The organism is Lichenibacterium minor, assembly GCF_004137685.1.
Taxonomy (GTDB): Bacteria; Pseudomonadota; Alphaproteobacteria; order Rhizobiales; family Beijerinckiaceae; genus Lichenihabitans; species Lichenihabitans minor.
In genome coordinates this window covers 15,636-30,859 of record NZ_QYBB01000002.1, presented here as the reverse complement: position 1 = coordinate 30,859, position 15,224 = coordinate 15,636, and the positions used below count along the sequence as shown (strand labels likewise).

The 15,224-nt window shown below is 72.7% G+C and carries 13 protein-coding genes and 2 pseudogenes; 6 read left to right on the top strand and 9 right to left on the bottom strand.

What is annotated here, in order from left to right; all coding sequences use genetic code 11:
* Positions 1–7 precede the first annotated feature (7 nt).
* Together argS and D3273_RS02260 are read right to left on the bottom strand one after the other, a co-directional pair.
* On the bottom strand, positions 8–1,735 hold the full coding sequence (argS, locus tag D3273_RS02265) for an arginine--tRNA ligase (protein WP_129223091.1): 1,728 nt from the start codon (positions 1,733–1,735) through the stop codon (positions 8–10).
* An 81-nt stretch (positions 1,736–1,816) separates the two neighbouring features.
* A complete protein-coding gene (locus tag D3273_RS02260) occupies positions 1,817–2,566 on the bottom strand; it encodes a dienelactone hydrolase family protein (RefSeq protein ID WP_129223089.1) in 750 nt (249 codons plus the stop codon).
* A 112-nt stretch (positions 2,567–2,678) separates the two neighbouring features.
* Between D3273_RS02260 and D3273_RS29910 the strand changes: the two are divergent.
* Positions 2,679–3,941 (top strand): annotated as a pseudogene (locus D3273_RS29910) (PAS domain S-box protein); the annotation flags it as partial.
* A 15-nt stretch (positions 3,942–3,956) separates the two neighbouring features.
* A pseudogene (locus D3273_RS29905) lies at positions 3,957–4,706 on the top strand (sensor histidine kinase); the annotation flags it as partial.
* Positions 4,707–4,876: 170 nt separating this feature from the next.
* Here D3273_RS29905 and mutM read toward each other — a convergent pair.
* The gene (gene mutM, locus D3273_RS02250) at positions 4,877–5,791 is read right to left on the bottom strand and encodes a bifunctional DNA-formamidopyrimidine glycosylase/DNA-(apurinic or apyrimidinic site) lyase (RefSeq protein ID WP_129223085.1); all 915 of its coding nucleotides are present in this window, start codon (positions 5,789–5,791) and stop codon (positions 4,877–4,879) included.
* A gap of 91 nt (positions 5,792–5,882) precedes the next feature.
* On the opposite strand from mutM, the gene ubiE reads away from it, so the two are divergent.
* From ubiE to D3273_RS02230, 4 genes are all read left to right on the top strand, one after another.
* The gene (gene ubiE / locus D3273_RS02245) at positions 5,883–6,659 is read left to right on the top strand and encodes a bifunctional demethylmenaquinone methyltransferase/2-methoxy-6-polyprenyl-1,4-benzoquinol methylase UbiE (RefSeq protein ID WP_129223083.1); all 777 of its coding nucleotides are present in this window, start codon (positions 5,883–5,885) and stop codon (positions 6,657–6,659) included.
* 5 nt (positions 6,660–6,664) lie between these two features.
* Positions 6,665–8,233: a 2-polyprenylphenol 6-hydroxylase gene (gene ubiB, locus D3273_RS02240; RefSeq protein ID WP_129223081.1), complete on the top strand. Its 1,569-nt coding sequence runs from the start codon at positions 6,665–6,667 to the stop codon at positions 8,231–8,233.
* A gap of 170 nt (positions 8,234–8,403) precedes the next feature.
* A complete protein-coding gene (locus D3273_RS02235; protein WP_129223079.1) occupies positions 8,404–8,841 on the top strand; it encodes a helix-turn-helix domain-containing protein in 438 nt (145 codons plus the stop codon).
* A 74-nt stretch (positions 8,842–8,915) separates the two neighbouring features.
* Positions 8,916–9,440, top strand: coding sequence for a PAS domain-containing protein (locus D3273_RS02230; RefSeq protein WP_129223077.1), 525 nt, complete (start codon positions 8,916–8,918; stop codon positions 9,438–9,440).
* Between the two features lie 12 nt (positions 9,441–9,452).
* On the opposite strand, the gene D3273_RS02225 is transcribed toward D3273_RS02230, so the two are convergent.
* From D3273_RS02225 to D3273_RS02205, 6 genes are all read right to left on the bottom strand, one after another.
* Positions 9,453–10,376, bottom strand: coding sequence for a tyrosine recombinase (locus D3273_RS02225; RefSeq protein ID WP_129223735.1), 924 nt, complete (start codon positions 10,374–10,376; stop codon positions 9,453–9,455).
* A 59-nt stretch (positions 10,377–10,435) separates the two neighbouring features.
* Entirely contained in the window at positions 10,436–10,603 is a 168-nt protein-coding gene (locus D3273_RS28060) for a hypothetical protein (RefSeq protein WP_165359345.1), read from the bottom strand.
* A gap of 121 nt (positions 10,604–10,724) precedes the next feature.
* The gene (locus tag D3273_RS02220) at positions 10,725–11,468 is read right to left on the bottom strand and encodes a FadR/GntR family transcriptional regulator (protein ID WP_165359344.1); all 744 of its coding nucleotides are present in this window, start codon (positions 11,466–11,468) and stop codon (positions 10,725–10,727) included.
* Between the two features lie 143 nt (positions 11,469–11,611).
* Positions 11,612–12,586, bottom strand: a complete 975-nt coding sequence (yjfF, locus tag D3273_RS02215) for a galactofuranose ABC transporter, permease protein YjfF (protein ID WP_129223073.1) — start codon at positions 12,584–12,586, stop codon at positions 11,612–11,614.
* Positions 12,583–13,647, bottom strand: coding sequence for an ABC transporter permease (locus D3273_RS02210; protein ID WP_129223071.1), 1,065 nt, complete (start codon positions 13,645–13,647; stop codon positions 12,583–12,585). The genes yjfF and D3273_RS02210 overlap by 4 nt, the downstream gene beginning before the upstream one ends.
* Positions 13,644–15,176, bottom strand: a complete 1,533-nt coding sequence (locus D3273_RS02205) for a sugar ABC transporter ATP-binding protein (protein WP_129223069.1) — start codon at positions 15,174–15,176, stop codon at positions 13,644–13,646. The genes D3273_RS02210 and D3273_RS02205 overlap by 4 nt, the downstream gene beginning before the upstream one ends.
* Positions 15,177–15,224: the final 48 nt, after the last annotated feature.

Sequence of the window (15,224 nt, the reverse complement as noted above, 5' to 3'; positions counted from 1 at the left end):
AAAGATCCTACATGCGCTGCGGCACCGCGATGCCCAGCATCCACAGGGCCCGCGACAGCACCGCGAAGGCGAGGTCGCACAGCGCGAGGCGCGCCGCGCGCTCCGCGTCCCCGGCGGCCAGGACGGGGCATTCCGTGTAGAAGCGGCTGAAGCTCTGCGCCACCGCGAAGGCGAAGTCGGCGATCTCGTTCGGCGCATAGCCGGCCGCCGCGGCCTCGACGGCGGCCGGCAGCCGCAGGCACGCCATGGCGAGCGCCCGCTCGGCCGGGTGGCCGAGCGAGATTTCCGACGCCCGGGCGCCCGCCGCCACGGCCCTGGCCGCGATGGCGCCGATGCGCACGCAGGCATATTGCACGTAGGGGCCGGTGTTGCCCTCGAAGGACACCATGCGCTCGAGGTTGAACACGTAGCCGCCGAGCCGGCCGGTCGACAGGTCGGCCCATTTCACCGCCGCCAGCCCCACCTGCCGCGCCAGGGCTTCGGCGTCCACCGCCGGGTCGGACGCGTCGACGCGCTCGCGCGCCTTGGCGACGGCGTCGCCGATCAGGTCGCGCAGCCGCGCCACGCCGCCCTCGCGGGTCTTGTAGGGTTTCCCGTCGACCCCGTTGACGGTGCCGAAGCCGACGTGGACCAGCCCGTCCGCCGGCGCCAGCCCGGCCTTGCGGGCGGCGCGGAACACCTGGGTGAAGTGCAGCGACTGGCGCTCGTCCACCACGTACACGTAGCGGCCGCAGCGGGCCGTGGCCGGGCTCGCGGCGCGGTCGGCGATCGTGGCGAGGTCGGTCGTCGCGTAGGTGGCGGCGCCGTCCGACTTTTCCAGCATCATCGGCGGGACGGGCCGCGTGTCGGACGGTTCGGCCACCGCGATCACCACGGCGCCCTCGTCCCGCTCCGCGATGCCCCGCGCGAGAAGGTCCGGCACGATCCGTTCCACGGTCGCCTGGGTGTCGCTTTCCCCGAGGAACAGGTCGAACCGCGCCCCCACGAGGTCGAAGTCGCGCTTCTGGTCGGCCAGCGAGGTGTCCCGCAGCGCGCCCCAGTCGGCGCGGGCGTCGGCGTCGCCGGCTTGGAGCGCGGCCGTCAGCGCCCGCGCTTCGGCCATGCGCTCGGGGTCGGCCTTGCAGGCCGCGGCGGCTTCCGGATAGAGCCGCTCCATCTCGTCGATCGCGATCCCCGCCCCGACGGTCCCCGGGGCGCGGCCGGGGTGGGCCCTGCGGATCGCGGCGATCAGCATGCCCATCTGCAGGCCCCAGTCGCCGAAATGGACGTCGGTCACGACCGCGATGCCCTGCGCCTGGAACAGGCGCGACAGGGACTCGCCGATCACCAGCGAGCGCAGGTGGCCGACGTGGAGCGGCTTCGCGACGTTGGAGCCGCCGAAGTCGAGCAGCACGGGGGCGCTGTCGCGCTGCGCGATGCCCAGCGTCGGCGACGCGGCCTGTTCCCGCGCCAGCCCGGCCACGACGGCGTCCGCCAGGCGCAGGTTGAGGAAGCCCGGCCCCGCGACCTCGACGGACGCGAAATCGGGGTCCCGGCGGAGCGTTTCGGCCACCGCGGCGGCGAGGTCGCGCGGGTTGCGCTTCGCCGCCTTGCCGAGCGCCATGGCGGCGTTGCACTGGAAATCGCCGAACTCGGGGCGGGTGGCGGGCACGGACCTGACGCCCTCGACCGGCAGCGACGCCGCCGCGAAGGCCCGCCGCAGCTTGTCGTCCACGCGTCCCACCAGATCCACCATCGCCGCTCTCCGCCCCGGGCCGCGGCCTGCCGGCCCGGAGCGGGGATCTTTAAGAGCAGCGGCGGGCGCGATCAAATCCGTTCAGGCGGCGTGCAGCGTGCGGCCGAACAGGGCCAGCGTCCAGCCGACGGCCTGCAGGAACAGCGCCGGGTCGAAGCGGGGGCCCTCGTCGCGCAGGAAGGCGTGGGCGGCTTCCACCTCGTGCCACTCGTAGCGGGCGCCGACCTCCTCGAGCCGCGCCCGGATGACCTCGCGCCCGGCGAAGGGCACGTGCGGGTCCCGCCGGCCGAACACGAACAGCGTTTCGGCCTCGAGCTCGCCCATGCGCGCCAGGGTGTCGTCGGCCCTGCCGAGGCCCAGCGTGCCCGAATGGATGTCGGTGGGATAGAAGCAGGCCGCGGCCGAAACCCCGGGATGGAGCGCGGCGCGGAAGGCCAGGTGGCCGCCGAGGCACACGCCGAAGGTGGCGAGCCGGCCCGTCGAGGCCGGGTGGGCGCGGAGGAAGGCCAGGCCGGCCGCCGCGTCGGCGTCGAAGCCCGCGAGCGCCTTGCCGAACTTCAGCGCGTTGCCGCGGTCCGTGCCGGGGGCGTCGTAGCGCAGCACCGTGCCGGGCGGCTCGTGCTCGTGGTACACCTCGGGCACGCCCACCACGTAGCCCTGGCCCGCCAGCAGGGCGGCGAGGCGGCGGATCGGGTCCGTCACCTGGTAGATCTCCGAGAAGAACAGCACGCCGGGGAAGCGGCCCGGCCCGGCCGGCCGGAACAGGTGCACCCTCATGGGCCCCGATCCCGCGACCGGCACGTCCTCGAACTCGTCGCTGCGGATGATCATCGGCGCGCCTCCCGGGCGCCGGTATGCCATCCGGGCGCGGGGAGCGGAAGGCGGGCGGCGGCACCACGGCGGCCCCGCCCGCCGTCGTTGACAGGCCCGGGCGCATGTGGGAATGCGGCAACCCTGCGTCGCCCGGCGGCGCCCCCGTCTTTGCCCGGCTCGGCGTGAGCCCGTCCGCCCCCGGAGGCCCGCCTTGACCGACGTGCAGCCGCCGGACGCGCCCCGCCGCGACGACGCGCTCTTCCTCGACGCGCTGGGGGACGGCATCTACGGCGTGGACGCCGAGGGCCGCTGCACCTTCGTCAACCGGGCCGCGCTCGACATCCTCGGCTACGGCTCGGCCGAGGACCTGCTCGGCCGCAACATGCACGTGGCGATCCACCACACGCGCCCGGACGGCTCGCCCTTCCCGGTGGCCGACTGCCCGCTGCTCCACACCCTGTCCACGGGCCGCCCCGTGCGGCTCGACAACGAGCTGCTGTGGCGGCGCGACGGCACCTCCTTCTTCGCCGAATATTCCTCCTTTCCCGTGATGGCCGACGGGCTCCCGACGGGGAGCGTCATCACCTTCGCCGACCTGTCGGTGCGGCGCGACGGGCGGCGGCGGCTCGCCGCGCAGCATGCCGTGTCCCGGGTGCTGGCGAGCGAGGCCGAGACCGGCGAAGCCGAGGCGCGGCTGCTCGCCGCCATCGGGTCGGGCTTCGGCTGGACCGCCGGCGCCTTGTGGCTCGCCGCCGCGGGCGGTGGGCTCGAGCGCGCCGCGACCTGGCGCGCCGCCGATGTGGGGGAGCGCCCCGACGGGCCCGCGCGCCTCGCCCCCGGCGAAGGCCTGCCGGGCCGGGCCTTCGCGGACGCCGCGCCGCTCGCCGCGGCCGGCGAGGTCGCCTTCCCGGTCGGCACGGGGGGCGAGGTCCTGGGCGTGCTCGCCTTCGCGGGCGCCGGCGCGTCCGAGGCCGCCGACGAGGGCCGCGACGCCCTGGCGACGCTGGGCCACCAGGTCGGGCAGTTCCTCAAGCGCCGCCAGGTCGAGGCCGAGCTGCGCGACAGCCAGGCACTGAAGGTGGCGATCCTGGACACCGCGCTCGACGGCGTCATCGTGGTCGACGAGGACACCCGCATCCGCGAGTTCAACCCGGCGGCCGAGCGCACCTTCGGGCGGTCGCGCGCGGCGTCGCTGGGCCGGGAACTCGGCGCCCTGATCCTGCCCGCCGACTTCCTCGTCGGGCACCTCAAGAAGTTCGCCCATTTCCTCGACGAGGGCGAAACGTCGGCGGTCAACCGCTACGTGGAATGCGAGGCCGAGCGGGCCAACGGGGAACGCTTCCCGGTCGAGCTGTCGGTGACGCCGATCAAGGTCGGCGGGGAAGCCCTGTTCACCGCCTACCTGCGCGACATCACGGAGCGCAAGGCGGCCGAGCACGAGCTCGCCGCGGCGCGCGACGCCGCCGAGGAGGCCAACAAGGCCAAGAGCCAGTTCCTCGCCAACATGAGCCACGAGCTGCGCACGCCGCTGTCCGCCATCATCGGCTATTCCGAGATGCTGCAGGAGGAGATGGAGGACGGCGCCGACGCGGCCGGCCTCGCCCCCGACATGCAGAAGATCGAGTCCAACGCCCGCCACCTGCTCGGCCTGATCAACGACGTGCTCGACCTGTCGAAGATCGAGAGCGGCAAGATGGAGATCTTCGTCGAAAGCTTCGACGTGGAGGCGGTCGTGCGCGACGTGGCGTCGACCGTGACGGCGCTGGTCCAGAAGAAGGACAACGCCCTGTCGCTCGACCTCGCGCCAAACCTCGGCGGCATGCGGTCGGACCTCACCAAGCTGCGGCAGATGCTGCTGAACCTGCTGTCGAACGCAGCGAAGTTCACCGAAGGCGGCACCATCACGCTGTCGGCGTCGCGGGCCGGAAACCTCCTCACCTTCGCGGTGCACGATTCCGGGATCGGCATGACGCCCGAGCAGGTGGGCAAGCTGTTCGGGCGCTTCCAGCAGGCCGACGCTTCCACCACGAGCAGGTTCGGCGGCACGGGTCTCGGCCTGTCGATCAGCCGCGCTTTCGCCACCATGCTGGGCGGCGACATCGCCGTGTCGAGCGACTACGGCCGGGGCAGCACCTTCACGGTGGTGCTGCCGGCCGAGATGGCGGGGGCGAGGTAGGAGCCTCCGCAGACGCCGGGACCGGACGTCGGCGGCCGCCGCTCTGCCGGGCCGTCCCGCTGTCGAGCGAAGCCGCGTCGACTGAGCCCGGGAGAGCGTTATGGGCTCCGCCTTGAAGCGCGCAAAAGGCCGAGGCCTTTCGAAACCACGCCCTACTTCTGGCATTCCGCGCAGAAGAACGTCGACCGGCCCCCCTGCACGATGCGGCCGATGACGCCCCGGCATGTCGGGTTGGGGCAGGCCTCGTCCTCGCGGTCGTAGGCGCGGAAGCCGTGCTGGAAGGTGCCGAGTTCGCCGTCGGCGTGGCGGAAGTCCTTCAGGGTCGAGCCGCCGGCCGCCACCGCCTCGTCGAGCACGGCCCGGACCGCGGCGGCGAGGCGCTTCGCCCCGGGCGTGGGCGCCCCGTCGGGCCGGGCCAGCGTGCCGGCCGGGCGCAGGGGCGACAGCTTGGCGCGGTGCAGCGCTTCGCAGACGTAGATGTTGCCCAGCCCCGCGATGAGCTTCTGGTCGAGCAGCGCGGCCTTCAGCGGCGCCGCCTTGCCGGCCATCAGCCGCGCCAGCACGCGCGCGTCGAACCCGTCGCCCAGCGGCTCGACCCCGATGTCGCGGAACAAGGGATGGGCGTCGAAGCCGCCGGGCTCCACCAGCACCATGAAGCCGAAGCGCCGCGGGTCGTTGTAGGTGATGGCCGTTCCGGAATCGAAGACGAAGCGCACGTGGTCGTGCGGGCTCGTGCCGCCGGGCTCCGTCGCCTTCCCCCGCCCGTAGTAGAACGAGCCCGGCGCGGTTTCGGCGGCGCGATCCTGCGCGCCGCCGGCGGCGACGCGGAAGGACCCCGTCATGCCGAGGTGCGCCGCCAGCACGCCGCCGTCGTCGAGCCCGATGACGAGGTATTTGGCGCGCCGCCCGACATGCTCGACCCGCCGCCCCGCGAGGCGCTCGGCGAAGCGCTCGGGGAAAGGGAAGCGCAGCCCGGCGCGCCGCTGCTCGACGGAGGTGAACGTCGCGCCCGTCATGGCCTGCGCCAGGCCGCGGCGGACGGTTTCGACTTCGGGAAGTTCTGGCATGGTGCTAAAGCGAAGGCCTCTCTCGCCCCGGGAGATGGGTGTGGCGCGGCTTCGGCGCCACCTCGGACATCTTCCCGTCCAGAAGGCCACGATGACCGACCAGACCAAGCCCCGGCCCGACGCTTCCGCGCCCACGACGCATTTCGGCTTCACCGACGTGGCGCTCGACCGCAAGCAGGGCCTGGTCGACGACGTGTTCCACAAGGTGGCCGAGCGCTACGACGTCATGAACGACGCCATGTCGGGCGGCCTCCACCGCGTGTGGAAGGACGTGCTCGTGTCCATGGTGAAGCCGTCGCGCGAGGCCCCGTTCCGCCACCTCGACGTCGCGGGCGGCACCGGGGACGTGGCGAAGCGCGTCGCCAAGGCGGGCGGGCCGTCGACCGAGGTCACGGTGCTCGACATCAACCACGACATGCTGCGGGTCGGCCGGGACCGCCTGGCCGACAAGGCCCGCGCCTTCCGCTACGTGGCGGGCAACGCCGAAAGCCTGCCGCTGCCGGGGAGCCGCTTCGACTGCTACACGATCGCCTTCGGCATCCGCAACGTGCCCCGCATCCCGCTGGCGCTGGCCGAGGCGTATCGCGTGCTGAAGCGCGGCGGCCACTTCCTGTGCCTGGAGTTCTCGGCCGTCGACGTGCCGGTGCTCGACCACGCCTACGACCTGTTCTCGTTCCAGGTCATCCCCCGCATGGGCAAGATGATCGCCGGCGACGGCGAGCCCTACCGCTACCTCGTGGAATCCATCCGCCGCTTTCCCGGCGTCGACACCTTCTCGGACATGATCGCCGACGCGGGGTTTCGCCGCGTGAAGGCGACGCGGCTCACCGGCGGCGTGGTCACCATCCACTCGGCCTGGAAGCTCTAGCTCCGATGTTGGCGAGCCTCGGGCACATCGGCCGATTGGGCCGGGCCGCTTTCGTGCTCGCCCGCGAGGGCGTGTTCTCGGGGATCGATCCCGCGGTCGTGCCCGTGGCGGCCCGGCCGCCGCTGGCCTTGGCCCGGATGGTGGCCCGCCGCCGCACCGCCGCCCAGGGCGCCCGCCTCGGCGTCGCCATGGGCCGGCTCGGCCCGTCCTACGTCAAGCTCGGCCAGTTCCTCGCCACCCGCCCCGACGTCGTCGGCCCCGCGGCGGTGCGCGACCTCGAAGGGCTGCAGGACCGCGTGCCGCCCTTCCCGCGCGAGGTCGCGGTGGCGATCGTGGAAGCGGCCTTCGACCGGCCGCTCGCCCAAACCTTCTCGCATTTCGGCGAGCCGGTCGCGGCCGCCTCGGTGGCGCAGGTCCACAAGGCGCGGCTCACGGCGGAGCGGGGCGGGGGCGAGGTCGCCGTCAAGGTGATGCGCCCGGGCGTCGACCGCCGCTTCAAGCGCGACCTCGGCGACTTGTATTTCGCGGCCCGCACGGCCGAACGCCTCGCGCCCGACGCCCGGCGCCTGAAGATCGTCGAGGTCATCGACGCCCTGGCCCGCTCCGTCACCATGGAGATGGATTTCCGCATCGAGGCGGCGGCGGCGAGCGAGTTCGCGGAGAACGTCAGGGACGACCCCGACTTCCGCATCCCCGCCATCGACTGGACGCTGACCGCCAAGGACGTGCTGACCCTGGAATGGGTCGACGGCACCTCGCTGACCGACGTGGCGCTGCTGCGCGAGCGCGGCTACGACCTGCCGGCGCTCGGCCGCACCGTGCTGCAGTCCTTCCTGCGCCACGCCATGCGGGACGGGCTGTTCCACGCCGACATGCACCAGGGCAACCTGTTCATGGACGCCGAGGGCCGGCTGACCGCCGTGGATTTCGGCATCATGGGGCGGCTCGGGCGGCGCGAGCGGCGCTTCCTGGCCGAAATCCTGTACGGCTTCATCCGGCGCGACTACCTGCGCGTCGCCGAGGTCCATTTCCAGGCCGGCTACGTGCCCGACAAGCACCGCGTCGAGGATTTCGCCCAGGCCATCCGCGCCATCGGCGAGCCGATCCACGCGCGCCGCGCCGACGAGATCTCCATGGCGAAGCTGTTGACGCTGCTGTTCGAGATCACGGCCTTGTTCGACATGCGCACCCGCGTCGAACTCGTCATGCTGCAGAAGACCATGGTGGTGGTGGAGGGCGTGGCCCGCACGCTGGATCCCCGGCTCGACATGTGGGCCACGGCCGAACCCGTTGTGCGGACCTGGATCGAGGGCAACCTCGGCCCCGCCGGCAAGGTCGAGGACGTCGCCGCCACGGTCGGCGGCCTGGTCCGCGGCGCCCTGGCGCTGCCCGACCTCCTGCTCCGGGCCGAGAAGATCCTGGGCAAGATGGAGACGGCGGTGGAGGACGGCGGGCCGCTTGCCCCCGCCACGCTGGAGCGGACGGCCGCAGCCGAATCAGGGCGTTTGACCCTGCTCGGCGTGGCGCTCTGGATCATCGCGATCGGCGTCGCGTGGAAGGTGGTCATGGGCTGAAAAGGCCCGGGCCGCGGGCCTTCGGCGCCCAAAGCCCAATTGTCGAACAATTTCCTTCGATTTTTTTCGGCCAAGTGTGACCTCAGGTAGACAGTCGGGCGCATCGCGGGCAATTTCGCGGTGATCCGTCGCGGGTATGGCGGTGCTCCACCCGCGGGCGAGACGACCCCATGAACGAACAGCTGTCCAAGCGAACCGCCGAAGCCGACAAGCGGGTGGGCGCCTGCGTGCGCGCGGCACGCGTCAAGGCCGGCCTGAGCCAGTCCAAGCTCGCCGCCGAGCTCGGCATCACGTTCCAGCAGCTGCAGAAATACGAGAAGGGCAAGAACCGGATCGCGGTGAGCACCCTGCTCCTCATCGCCGAAGCCCTGTCGCTGCCGGTGCAGAGCTTCTTCGAATCGATCGAGCTCCATGCGACCGACGCCACGGACTGGCCCGACCTGCTGACCAAGGACAACATCCGGCTGATCCGGGCTTTCTCCAACATCGGCGATCCCGAGGTGCGCCGCCGCATCATGGGCCTCATCCTCGCCGTCACGGAGGACGCCGACGACCTCGTCTTCCCGAGCGACGCGGGCCTGCCGGCGCGGAACGTCCACGCGGCGTGACCCCGGCGCCCGCCCGGCGGCGGGCGCCGATCATCGGGGCGAGGTCGCGGGCGCGATGGCCGGGAGGGATCGGCATGATCTGCGTGAAGGACGCGTCGATGAACGTCCTCCATCTGAGCCCCGAATGGGCCGATTTCACCGGTCGCGACATCGCCAGTTCGAGGGGGCGGGGCTGGCTCGACGCCGTCCACGCCGAGGACCGCCCGACGGTGGACCGCACGCTCGAGGAAGCGTCGCGCGCGCGCCGCGGCTGTTCGCTGCGGTTCCGCCTGCTCCACCGCAGCGGTGCCGGCGTGTGGGTCAGCGACGACGCCGTCGCGTCCTTTTCCCCGGAAGACCGCACCTTCCTGGGCCTGCTCGGCTCGATCACCGAGATTCCGGCCGACCGCGCGCCCCTCGCCGCGGAAGGGCGGGTGGGCGAGTTCCATCCGCCGCCGCCGATGCCCTCGACCCTGACGTCGGTGCCGCGCGACCTCCTCGCCGACCACCTCCTGCTGGCGCGGTCGCTGGCCGAGCAGGACGGCGACCGCGCCATCCTGGAAGCGCTGGACTTCGCCCTCTACCTGGTCCGCCGGCGCCTGGAGCGGACCGCGCATTGAGGGTGTCGGCGGTCAGCCCCCGTTGAGCGGGTGGAGGTCGCGCACCATGGCCTTCATGCGCTCGTCGAGCACGTGGGTGTAGATCTGCGTGGTCGAGATGTCGGCGTGGCCGAGCAGCTCCTGCACGACGCGCAGGTCGGCGCCGTTCTGCAGCAGGTGGCTCGCGAAGGCGTGGCGCAGCACGTGGGGGCTTACCCGCTCCTCGGCGATGCCGGCCGCCGCCGCCACGGCCTTGAGGTCGCGCGCGAAGGCCTGGCGCGTCATGAAGCCCTGCTCGCTGTCGGCCGGGAACAGCCAGGGCCCGGCGTCGAGCGACGCCCCGGCCCCCGCCGTCGCATTCAAGGCCTTGGCGGCGTCGCCGTAGAGCGCCACGGCGCGACGGGCGGGGTCGGACAGCGGGACGAGCCGCTCGCGCCCGCTCTTGCCCCGCACCGTCAGGGTCTCGACCCTGCCCGCCGCGGCGCGGGCCGCCGAACGGGGCAGGGCCATCAGCTCGGACACGCGCAGCCCCGTGGCGTAGAGCAGCTCCAGCAGGCACACCATGCGGGCCGAGCGCCAGCGCAGGATCGGCGACGCATCCGGGTCGTCGAGGCCGCCGCGGGCGGCGGCGAGCAGGCGCTCGACTTCCGCGGGGCTGAGCACCTTCGGCAGCGGCCGGCCGCGCTTCGGGCCCTCCAGCACCGTGGTGGGGTCGGTGGGCCGGTGCCCTTCGGCGAACAGGAACCTGTGGAACTGCCGCACCGCGGACAGCCGCCGCGCCGCCGAGGACGGCTTCAGGCCGTCGCGGTCGAGCTTCAGCAGGTAGTCCCGCAGGCGCGGGGTTTCGGCCCGCACCGGGTGGTCGGCCTGCTCGGCGAGGAAGCCGAGGTAGTCGGCGAGGTCGCGGCCGTAGGCGTCGAGCGTGTTCCGGGCCGCGCCCCGCTCGGCCGCGATCATGTCGAGGAACAGGTCGCGCAGCGCGCCGGGGGAGGGGACCTGCACGAGGGGAGGGGCGCTCACGGCGCCGCCGTCCCGGCTTTCGGCGGGTTGAGCTTGGCGGCCGGGACCGCCTGCTCCATGGGGCGCGGGACCGGCGCCACGAAGAACACGAGCGACAGCATGGCCCCGTAGGCCAACGCTGCCAGCACAGCCACCACGATCAGGAAACGGACGAGGCTCGGCATGGACTCCACGGCAGGTGACGGCCCGGCACCGTCACCTTAGGTCCCGCCGCTGAACCGTCCATTAAGCATGATGGCTCGGAGCCTGTTCCGCCGGCCCGTCCCCCGCGGCGGCGGGATCCCGTCAGGTCTGGTCGAACGACAGCACGGTGAGGCGGGACAGTTCCGTCGAGCCGAACCCCGAATAGGTCGTCCAGCCCCTGCGGATGACGGTCATCATCGCGTCGCTGGCGCCCTGCGGGTCCTGGGCCGCGATGGCGTCCACGATCGCGAGGTGCTGGCCCTTCACGAGCGACACGGCCGACGATCGCGGCGCGGGGGCGCTGAGCGCGAAGGATGCCGAAAGCGCCGTGCTGATCAGCGCCGCGATGGAATGCATGAACGGGTTGCCCGACGCGCGCAGGATGAGCTGGTGGAAGGCGACGTCCGCCTCCACGAAGGTTTCGCGGTCGCTCGTGTCGGTGTCGAGCACGTCGACGAGCTGGCGGAGGTTGGCGACGTCCTCCTCGCTCCGCCGCCCCGCCGCCAGCGCGGCGGCGACCGGCTCCAGGCTTTGGCGGATCTCGAACAGCGACGCGATGAAGGCGGTCGGCATCCCGATCTCCAGGCGCCAGGCCAGGATGTCGGCATCGAACATGCTCCAATGCGCTTCCGGCAGCACCCGGGTGCCGACCCTCGCCTTGGCGGCCACCATGCCCTTCGCCGTGAGGGTCTGGAGGGCTTCGCGCAGCGTCGTGTGGGACACGTCGATCTGCGCCATCAGCTCCTCCTTGGAGGGCAGGATGGAGTCGATCGGCAGCCGGCCGTCGACGATGGCCCGGCCGATCGCGTTCAGCGCCGTGTCGTGCGCGGAGCGGCTCCGGCGCACGGCCCCCGCCGGGCCCAGTCGAGGACGCTGTATCTGGTTCATCGCACCCCGCACACTTCGACGGTCCTCATTCAACCTACCAGATCGCGGGATCGCGCGTCACGCGCGCCGGCGGCCGGGGTCCGGGGGGAGGAGCGGGGCGGTCAATGCGCGGTCCGCGCCTGCCCCCGGCCGCCGAGCGCGAGGAGGCCGCGTTGGAGCAGGATGAAGCCGAACAGCAGGAGGCCGATGACGATCTTGGTCCACCAGCTCGACAGCGTGCCGTCGAAGGTGATGTAGGTTTGGATCATGCCCTGGATGAGCACGCCCACGAAGGTGCCCATCACGAAGCCCGAGCCGCCGGTGAGCAGCGTGCCGCCGATCACCACGGCGGCGATCGTGTCGAGCTCGACGCCCACCGCGGCCAGCGAATAGCCCGCCGAGGTGTAGAGCGAGAACACGATGCCGGCGATGCCGGCGCACAGCCCCGAGAAGGCGTAGATCAGCACCGTCGTGGTGCCCACCGGGATGCCCATCAGCTCGGCCGAGGTGCGGTTGCCGCCGATCGCGTAGACGTTGCGGCCGAAGCGGGTGCGGTGGGCGACGAGGCTCGCCGCGGCGAAGACCGCCAGCATCACCATGGCGACCAGCGTCAGGCGGCCCTTGCCGGGCAGCATCACGACGACGTCGTTCAGCCGGGCGTAGAGCGGGGCATCGATCGGCACGGATTCGGTGGTGATGACCGAGCTGGCGCCGCGGGCCAGGAACATGCCGGCGAGCGTCACGATGAAGGGCGGGATCTCGAAGACGTGGATGACGGCCCCCATGGCGGCGCCGAACAGCGACGCCACGAGGAGCGCCAGCGCGAAGGCGAGGGCGGGCGGGATGCCGAGCCGCCCGATGCCCACCGCCAGGAACACGCCCACGAAGGCGATGACGGCGCCGACGGACAGGTCGATGCCCCCCGAAACGATCACAAAGGTCATCCCCACCGCGGCGATGCCCAGGAAGGCGTTGTCGGTGAGCAGGTTGCCCATCACGCGCGTGGTCCCGAAGGCCGGGAACTGCAGGATGCAGAGCGCGTAGGCGGCCGCGAAGATGACGAGGGTCGCGGTCAGCGGCAGAAGGCGCGCGTTCATGCTGTCCTCCGGGGGCGCAGGAAGTTCGCCAGGCGGGCGGCGGGCGGCGACTGCGCCAGCAGCACGGCCATGACCACCACGGCCTCGACGATGAGGTTGAACTCGGGCTGGAAGCCGGACAGCAGGATGCCGGTCCCCATGGCCTGGATGATGAGCGCGCCGAGGACGCTGCGCGTCAGGCTGAAGCGCCCGCCGAGCAGCGACCCGCCCCCCACCACCACGGCCAGGATGGCGTTGAGCTCGAGCCACAGGCCGGCGTTGTTGGCGTCGGCGCCCCGGATGTCGCCGGCCGCGATCAGCCCCGCCACGGCGGCGCACAGGCCGGACGCCACGTAGGTCGACACCGTCACGAGCCGCGTGTCCACGCCGGCATAGTGGCTGGCGCGCGCGTTGGCGCCCGTCGCTTCGAGGAACATGCCGAGGGCGGTGCCGCGCAGCAGCAGCAGCGCGCCGAGCAGCACCGCCGCCGTGATGGCGACGGGCAGCGGGAGCCCGAGCACCGTGCCGGCGGAGATGCCGATGAGCCCGCGGTCGTCGAAGGTGACGATCTGCCCGCCGGTGACGAGCTGCGCCAGGCCGCGCCCCGCCACCATGAGGATCAGCGTCGCCACGATGGGCTGGATGCGCAGCACCGACACCAGGACGCCGTTCCACAGCCCGCAGGCGACCCCCACGCCGAGCGCCGCCAGCACGCAGAGCGGCCAGGCGAGGCCGCCGTTGACCAGCGTCGCCGCCACCGCGCCCGCGATCGCCATGATGGTGCCGACCGACAGGTCGATGCCGCGCGCCGCCACCACGACGCACATGCCGATCGACAGCAGCGCCACGGGCGCGCCCCGGTAGAACACGTCGACGAGGCTGCCGAACAGGCGGCCGTCCTGCAGCCGGACGTCGAAGAACTGCGGCGACGCGAGGCGGCACGCGGCGAAGACGAGGCCGAGGGCCACGAGCTGCGGCAGCGCGGAGGTCCAGGCCCGGGCGCGGCGGCGACCGCCGCCGGTCGGCGCGCGGGACGGCCCGGCCGCGCCGGGCTGCGTGGGGGAGCGGGCTGGGATGGTCATGGGCGGGCCTCGGACGCGATGGTCTCGATGATGCCGCCCACGCTGACCCGGTCGCCGACGAGGTCGCCGACGTGGCGGCAGTCGCGGAGCACCCGGATGCGGTCGCTGTAGGCGACGACCTCCTCGAGCTCCGACGACACCACGAGGAGCGCCATGCCGGCCCGGCACAGGTCCTCGATCAGGCGGACGATCTCGGCGTGGGCGCCGATGTCGATGCCGCGGGTGGGCTCGTCGAGGATCAGGAACTCCGGCGCCGTGGCGAGCCAGCGGGCCAGCACGGCCTTCTGCTGGTTGCCGCCGGACAGGAGGCGGATGGGGGTTTCGGCGTCACGCGTGCGGATGTCGAGCCGCCGGATGAACTCGTCGGCGATGCGGTCCCCTTCGGCGCGCGTGAGGCGGCTCAGCCAGCCCCGCTGCGCTTGAAGCGCCAGCACGATGTTCTCGCGCACCGACAGGTCGCCGACGATGCCCTCGGTCTTGCGCTCCTCCGGGCAGAAGCCGAACCTCAGCGCCACGGCGTCGCGGGGGCTGGCGAGGCGCACGGGCGCGCCGTCCACCCGGACCTCGCCGCTGTCGGCCCGTTCGGCGCCGAAGGCCAGCTTGGCGGTCTCGCTGCGGCCCGAGCCGAGCAGGCCCGCGACCCCGACGATCTCGCCGCGCGCGACGTCGAGGTCGAAGGGTTCGACCTGGCCCCGGCGGCCGTAGCGGCGAAAGGACACGAAGGGCGCGCGCCCTTCGGCGGCCGGGCGCTCCGGCCGGGCGAGGTGGGTGGCCCGCTCGAGCTCGCGCCCGAGCATCATCGACACGAGGTCGAGGCGGGGCAGGTCGGCCGCGTCCCGCGTGCCCACGAGGCGGCCGTTGCGCAGGACCGTGATTCGGTCGGCGACGGCGTAGACCTGGTCGAGGAAGTGGGTGACGAAGACGATGCCGATGCCGCGCGCCGTCAACCCCCGCATGGTTTCGAAGAGCTGGTCGACTTCGCGGGCGTCGAGACTCGCGGTGGGCTCGTCGAGGATCAGCACGCCCGCCGACAGGTCGACGGCGCGGGCGATGGCGACGATCTGCTGGATCGCGACGGAGAAGTCGGACAGGGAGCGCCGCACGTCGATGTCGACGCCGTAGCGGCGCATGATGCCGGTCGCGCGGCGCCGGATGCCGCCCGTGTCGACCAGGCCGAAGCGGCGCGGCTGGCGGCCGATGAACAGGTTTTCGGCCACCGACAGGTTGGGCAGGAGGTTGACCTCCTGGTACACGGTGCCGATGCCCGCCGCCAGCGCGTCGGCCGGGCCCTTCGGGTGGATCTCGCGGCCCGCGACGCTGACCGAGCCCCCGTCCCGCTGCAGCACGCCCGTCACGGTCTTGATCAGGGTCGACTTGCCGGCGCCGTTCTCGCCGAGCAGGGCGTGGACCTCGCCGGCCCGCAGGGTGAAATCCACCCCGTCGAGCGCCTTCACGCCCGGGAAGTCCTTGCACAGCCCGCGCACCAGCAGCACCGGCGCGGCCCCCGCGCTTCGCGTGTCATCCGTCATCGCCACCCACCCGGACGCGGGACGGCGGCGCGGGACTGCGTCGCCGTC

Bases quoted from the DNA above. Each gene is read 5' to 3' on its own strand.
- argS (WP_129223091.1), bottom strand. From the start codon at position 1,735: ATGGTGGATCTGGTGGGACGCGTGGACGACAAGCTGCGGCGGGCCTTC.
- D3273_RS02260 (WP_129223089.1), bottom strand. From the start codon at position 2,566: ATGATCATCCGCAGCGACGAGTTCGAGGACGTGCCGGTCGCGGGATCG.
- mutM (WP_129223085.1), bottom strand. From the start codon at position 5,791: ATGCCAGAACTTCCCGAAGTCGAAACCGTCCGCCGCGGCCTGGCGCAG.
- ubiE (WP_129223083.1), top strand. From the start codon at position 5,883: ATGACCGACCAGACCAAGCCCCGGCCCGACGCTTCCGCGCCCACGACG.
- ubiB (WP_129223081.1), top strand. From the start codon at position 6,665: ATGTTGGCGAGCCTCGGGCACATCGGCCGATTGGGCCGGGCCGCTTTC.
- D3273_RS02235 (WP_129223079.1), top strand. From the start codon at position 8,404: ATGAACGAACAGCTGTCCAAGCGAACCGCCGAAGCCGACAAGCGGGTG.
- D3273_RS02230 (WP_129223077.1), top strand. From the start codon at position 8,916: ATGATCTGCGTGAAGGACGCGTCGATGAACGTCCTCCATCTGAGCCCC.
- D3273_RS02225 (WP_129223735.1), bottom strand. From the start codon at position 10,376: ATGATCGCGGCCGAGCGGGGCGCGGCCCGGAACACGCTCGACGCCTAC.
- D3273_RS28060 (WP_165359345.1), bottom strand. From the start codon at position 10,603: ATGCCGAGCCTCGTCCGTTTCCTGATCGTGGTGGCTGTGCTGGCAGCG.
- yjfF (WP_129223073.1), bottom strand. From the start codon at position 12,586: ATGAACGCGCGCCTTCTGCCGCTGACCGCGACCCTCGTCATCTTCGCG.
- D3273_RS02210 (WP_129223071.1), bottom strand. From the start codon at position 13,647: ATGACCATCCCAGCCCGCTCCCCCACGCAGCCCGGCGCGGCCGGGCCG.
- D3273_RS02205 (WP_129223069.1), bottom strand. From the start codon at position 15,176: ATGACGGATGACACGCGAAGCGCGGGGGCCGCGCCGGTGCTGCTGGTG.